The organism is Paenibacillus sp. E194 (genome assembly GCF_000935845.1).
GTDB classification, from domain to species: Bacteria; Bacillota; Bacilli; order Paenibacillales; family Paenibacillaceae; genus Paenibacillus_B; species Paenibacillus_B alvei_B.
Map to the genome: position 1 here is coordinate 1 of NZ_JMDX01000356.1, position 4,386 is coordinate 4,386.

Annotated in this window: 4 protein-coding genes; 3 read left to right on the forward strand and 1 reads right to left on the reverse strand. The window is 38.7% G+C overall.

All coding sequences use genetic code 11. The annotated features are described in order from the left end of the window. Nucleotides 1-130: 130 nt before the first annotated feature. Entirely contained in the window at nt 131-1,762 is a 1,632-nt protein-coding gene (locus tag AZ66_RS27220; RefSeq protein WP_197081782.1) for an RHS repeat protein, read from the reverse strand. A gap of 240 nt (nt 1,763-2,002) precedes the next feature. Between AZ66_RS27220 and AZ66_RS27225 the strand changes: the two genes are divergently transcribed. From AZ66_RS27225 to AZ66_RS31690, 3 genes are all read left to right on the forward strand, one after another. Continuing rightward, complete coding sequence (locus tag AZ66_RS27225) at nt 2,003-3,436, forward strand: GBS Bsp-like repeat-containing protein (RefSeq protein ID WP_231587070.1); 1,434 nt, start codon at nt 2,003-2,005, stop codon at nt 3,434-3,436. Between the two features lie 51 nt (nt 3,437-3,487). Next, nucleotides 3,488-3,787 (forward strand): hypothetical protein, encoded by a 300-nt coding sequence (locus AZ66_RS27230; protein ID WP_044357764.1) that lies wholly within the window; start codon nt 3,488-3,490, stop codon nt 3,785-3,787. Between the two features lie 365 nt (nt 3,788-4,152). Further along, a partial coding sequence (locus AZ66_RS31690; RefSeq protein ID WP_156160107.1) for a hypothetical protein occupies nt 4,153-4,386 on the forward strand: 234 nt, incomplete at its 3' end.

The following is a 4,386-nucleotide window of genomic DNA, read 5'->3' on the forward strand; positions in this document are numbered from 1 at the left end:
GGCTGATGGCAAGCAATTTCATTTTCTATATGATAATAATGGAAATCTAATTAGGAAGTGGATGGAGTAAAGAGAGAGAAGTCCAGCAACTTAGACTGGACTTCTCTTTTATTTTTGTAAGGACTAACGCCTATTTATAATTGAATACTAGTTTTTTTATATCTATATTGCCTGAAGCTTGATTATCGTTTCCCCTTATAATTACGTATACAAGAGCGCGAACAGACCCTTGAGGGGTTTGCCCGTTATTTCGCAACGTTACAAAATCTGTAGTTGGTTGAGACTGTTCTGTAATGTTTGCACCGATAAATTGGTTATTAGCATCCATAAAATCGATATACAATTGCACTTTTGCACGCTCCAGGTGCTTTACATGAATCGTCCCACTAATTTCAAAATTTTTCAATGGATCAACCTTTACATTTTGAAAAATACTTTGTACACCGTTTGTTTGAATCCCGGAACCCGCAATACTTTGAACATGTTGTTGGTTGGCTTTTTTTAATTGATAATTGCTATTTTCCACTAACCAAGTCCACGTATTCCAAGCGTTTCCGATTTCATCTTGGTCGGGATAAATCTTAAATTCAGAATTCGATAATAGATTTCGTTCATTTGAATATTGTAAGTGAATGGAATCTACATACATGCTGCCGGATGACTGATTTGTCAAACTTCGAATGATTGCATGAACGACCACCTTCTCTGCATTTGCAGGGGTAGTACCTGAATTCGCAAGAACGATAAATTGTCCATGTGTTGGATATTCATACTCTGTGATATTGGCGCCTATATATTGGCCTTTAGCATCCATAAAGTCCAAATATAATTGAACTTTACTACCTTTCAATTGCTCAACTTGGAATAATCCGCTAATCTTAAAATCTCGATTTTTCTCCACTTTTATCATTTGGGTAACGGCAACCAGGTCATTGGCCCCCATTTCAGATGCAGAAATCTTCTGGACATGGTTATTCTCGAACCGAGCGGTTTCGAAGTGAGATTTACCTGTACTCCATACAGTCTTTCTCCAATCATCTGCTAATTCTGAACCAAGCTCAGATTGGAATGATGGATTAGATACTAGATTGTTATCAGAGCTGTATGCAAATCGGATGGAATCTATATTGAAGATTCCTGAACCTTGGTCATTGGTTGCACGAAGAATGGCGTATACAACTGCTATTTTTGCTGAAGCAGGAACTCGGCCATGATTTGTTAGAGTGATGAATCCACCATTTGTAGGTTGATCCCACTCTGTGACGTTGGCTCCAACATAGCTCCCATCAGCACCGATGAAGTCTATGTACAATTGGACTTTCGCATGATTCAACTGCTCTACTGTTAATGTAGCGTTCGTGACGAATTCTCTGTCTGCAGCGACGTCAATGATTTGACTAACGCCGACCATACCGTTTTCTACAATGCCCTCGCCGATTATTCTTTGCAGATTTATGCCCTCAAATTTTTGAATGGAAAAGCTGCTGTTGGCTGCTCCCCAGCTTTCTTTTTTCCAATCCTTTGCATCTCCAGACTCCATAGTTTCATTAAATGTGGGGTTTCGAACTAAATTTTTGGGAATTGTAACTGCATTTTTTATTACTTTCCTGCCAATCATATTTCCATTCTTATCGTATTCATACTTCGTTTGTGTATCGTTAAAAGTCGTTTTTACTAAGTTGTTATTCGCGTTATATTCATATTCTGTTATCACTGCAGAAAAAGCGGACGTATTTATCGCAGGGGCCAATCCAAACAGCAAAAGAAATAGGCAGATTAGTTTTTCATTCGTTTTGTACCTCCGTTTATGAGGATATGAACATAGTATACACGGAGGCATTTCAATAAGGTGATTAAAAAGAATAACGATGTTACAAAACACTCCGAAATAAATACCCATTTGTCCTTATATATGTAAATTAATGTCTGTAATGTTGTGTGGGTCAGCAGATATAGTAAATATAGAAAATATTAAACATATATAAGGCAGGAGTACATGGTAATGGTGAAGGGTGTAAAGAAGCTGTTCATATGCATGACTATAATGTTTGTTCTTATGATTGGGACAACCTTTAGTAGTGGGGACAAAGCATGTGCTCAAGAAGGGAAAAAGGAATCGCAGCAAGTGTTTATTAACTTGCCAACAGATGCGAAGAAAAACGATTACATATATGATACTGACGGAAAATTAATCGCTGCTTTTCTTTCCGACGGAACTTATATGTCTTACATCTATGATTCTAACGGAAACCAAACGAACAAGAAAAAAGTGAACCAGTCGATACAACCGACAGTCAATTTGTCAGCTCACTCCTATGAGATATACATAAGAGGGATACGTAGTAATGCGGAACAGATCTATTTCCCTACTTGGACAGAGCATAATGGCCAGGATGATATTGAATGGATCAAAGGAACGAAAGTGTCAGAGGGAGTGTGGAAGGCGACTGTATTTTTCAAAAATCACGGTATGGAAATCGGCTCTTATATTACTCATATTTATGATGGAGATCGTATGGTCGCATCGACAATTGTTAATGTGGGCCTTAACGTGAAAGTGCGCAGTCCAGAAAAAGCGTCATTGAAGGATGAGTCATACGATATTTACATTGATGGCATAGGCGCCAATGTGAATGAGGTTAGGTTTCCAACTTGGACAGAGGCAAACGGTCAAGACGATCTGGAGCAACCTTGGATTAGAGGAGTCAATCAAGGGAACGGCACATGGAAAATAACGATTCCATTTAAAAAGCATAACTATGAGACAGGAAAGTATATCACACATATTTATAGCTTTGACAAATACGGAAGCAACATGATGCTTGGCGCAGCAGAGGTAAATGTGACGGGTGGAACTCAGTATCCAATCGAGACGGATCTATCAAGTGTGTCCTACGATATTACTATTTACGGCTTGGATCATAATACTCAGAAGGTTCAGTTCCCGACATGGACAGCGCATAATGATCAAGACGACTTGAAGTGGATTGAAGGAAGTAAAGTAGAGAATGGAGTTTGGAAGGCAACAGTACTTTATAGTGAGCATAATTGGGAGGCTGGCAGCTATATTACACATATCTATGCGGATGGGAAATTTGTAGATGCTGTTATCGTGACGGTTCGCGGTATTAACGTCCAAGTTAAGGCACCTCAAGAAGTGAAGAAAAGCGACGGTGCGTATGAGATTTTTGTAGAAGGAATCTCTAATAGTATTAATGACGTAAGATTCCCAACATGGACGGATCACAATGGACAAGATGATCTTGAAAGTCCATGGATTAAAGGAGAAAAAGTAAAGCCGGGTGTATGGAAAATCCGAATTCCTTTCAATAAACATAATAATGAATCAGGTACTTACATTACGCATGTTTATACGGTTGATCAGTACGGGAATATGATGGCCGTAGCATGGGTGCATGTTCAGGTAATTGATTGAAAAATGTAGTAGTAGCATAAAACAATGAACTTACGAGGAGAAAGAAGTCATATGAAAAAGGTACTATCATCAATACTTATACTTCTTGTAACAATGTTGTCAGCGGGTACGAGCTTTGCGGGGAACAATATCAATTATGAATATGACGCAAATGGCAATTTGATTCGAAAATCTACTGTAAATGTTGCAGACAGTGCTTACTTCTCTGGATGGAATAATGATACCCACTATCAATTTCACGGAAATATAGCAGAGTTGAAAGTCTGGAATCGGGCATTACAGCCTATTGAGATCGAAAGCGAAATGCACAAAACGCTAACCATCAACTCAAATTTAGTCTACGTGTATTAACTCTATGAGATAGGGGGGTGAATGGATGAAGAGTAGAATCATATTCTCACTATCCAAACCAAAAATATAGTGTGAGCGGTAGAGTTAATCGGGCGAATGAGAAACGCAGACTTTTATGTGGCCATTCATTATTTTGATCAAAATTATAGATTGGTTGGAGCGGATACCCCTGTCCATGTGAATACATCTATGGACTGGACAAGATTGCAGGGACAATTTATTCCTCCTCCTAATGCGACACTTGTTCGGGTACATTTTCATCTAAGTGAAACAGGAACGAATGGAAAAGGTAAGGTATATATTGCAAATCCGAAATTAAAAAGAATGTAGATCCAAACAAAAAAATGAAGTAGGAGGAAATTTCCTTGAAGAGATATTTATCAATGATTCTTGCGTGTGCGCTATTGTTCACAAGCATACCTACAACATCAGCACAAGACTCTCCTAAATCTGCGAACCGATTATCCAATATGACCGTCACCTCTAGTGTATATGGTGCAAATGAAACCTTATCGGACTCAGAAGAGCTAATCACCATCACCTCGATTACGGAAATGTTTGGCGTAGCAAGGGATTGGGTGGTCAATGAAATAGTGAAG

Coding starts and splice junctions, on each gene's coding strand:
- AZ66_RS27225 (WP_231587070.1), top strand. CDS start 2,003: ATGGTGAAGGGTGTAAAGAAGCTGTTCATATGCATGACTATAATGTTT.
- AZ66_RS27230 (WP_044357764.1), top strand. CDS start 3,488: ATGAAAAAGGTACTATCATCAATACTTATACTTCTTGTAACAATGTTG.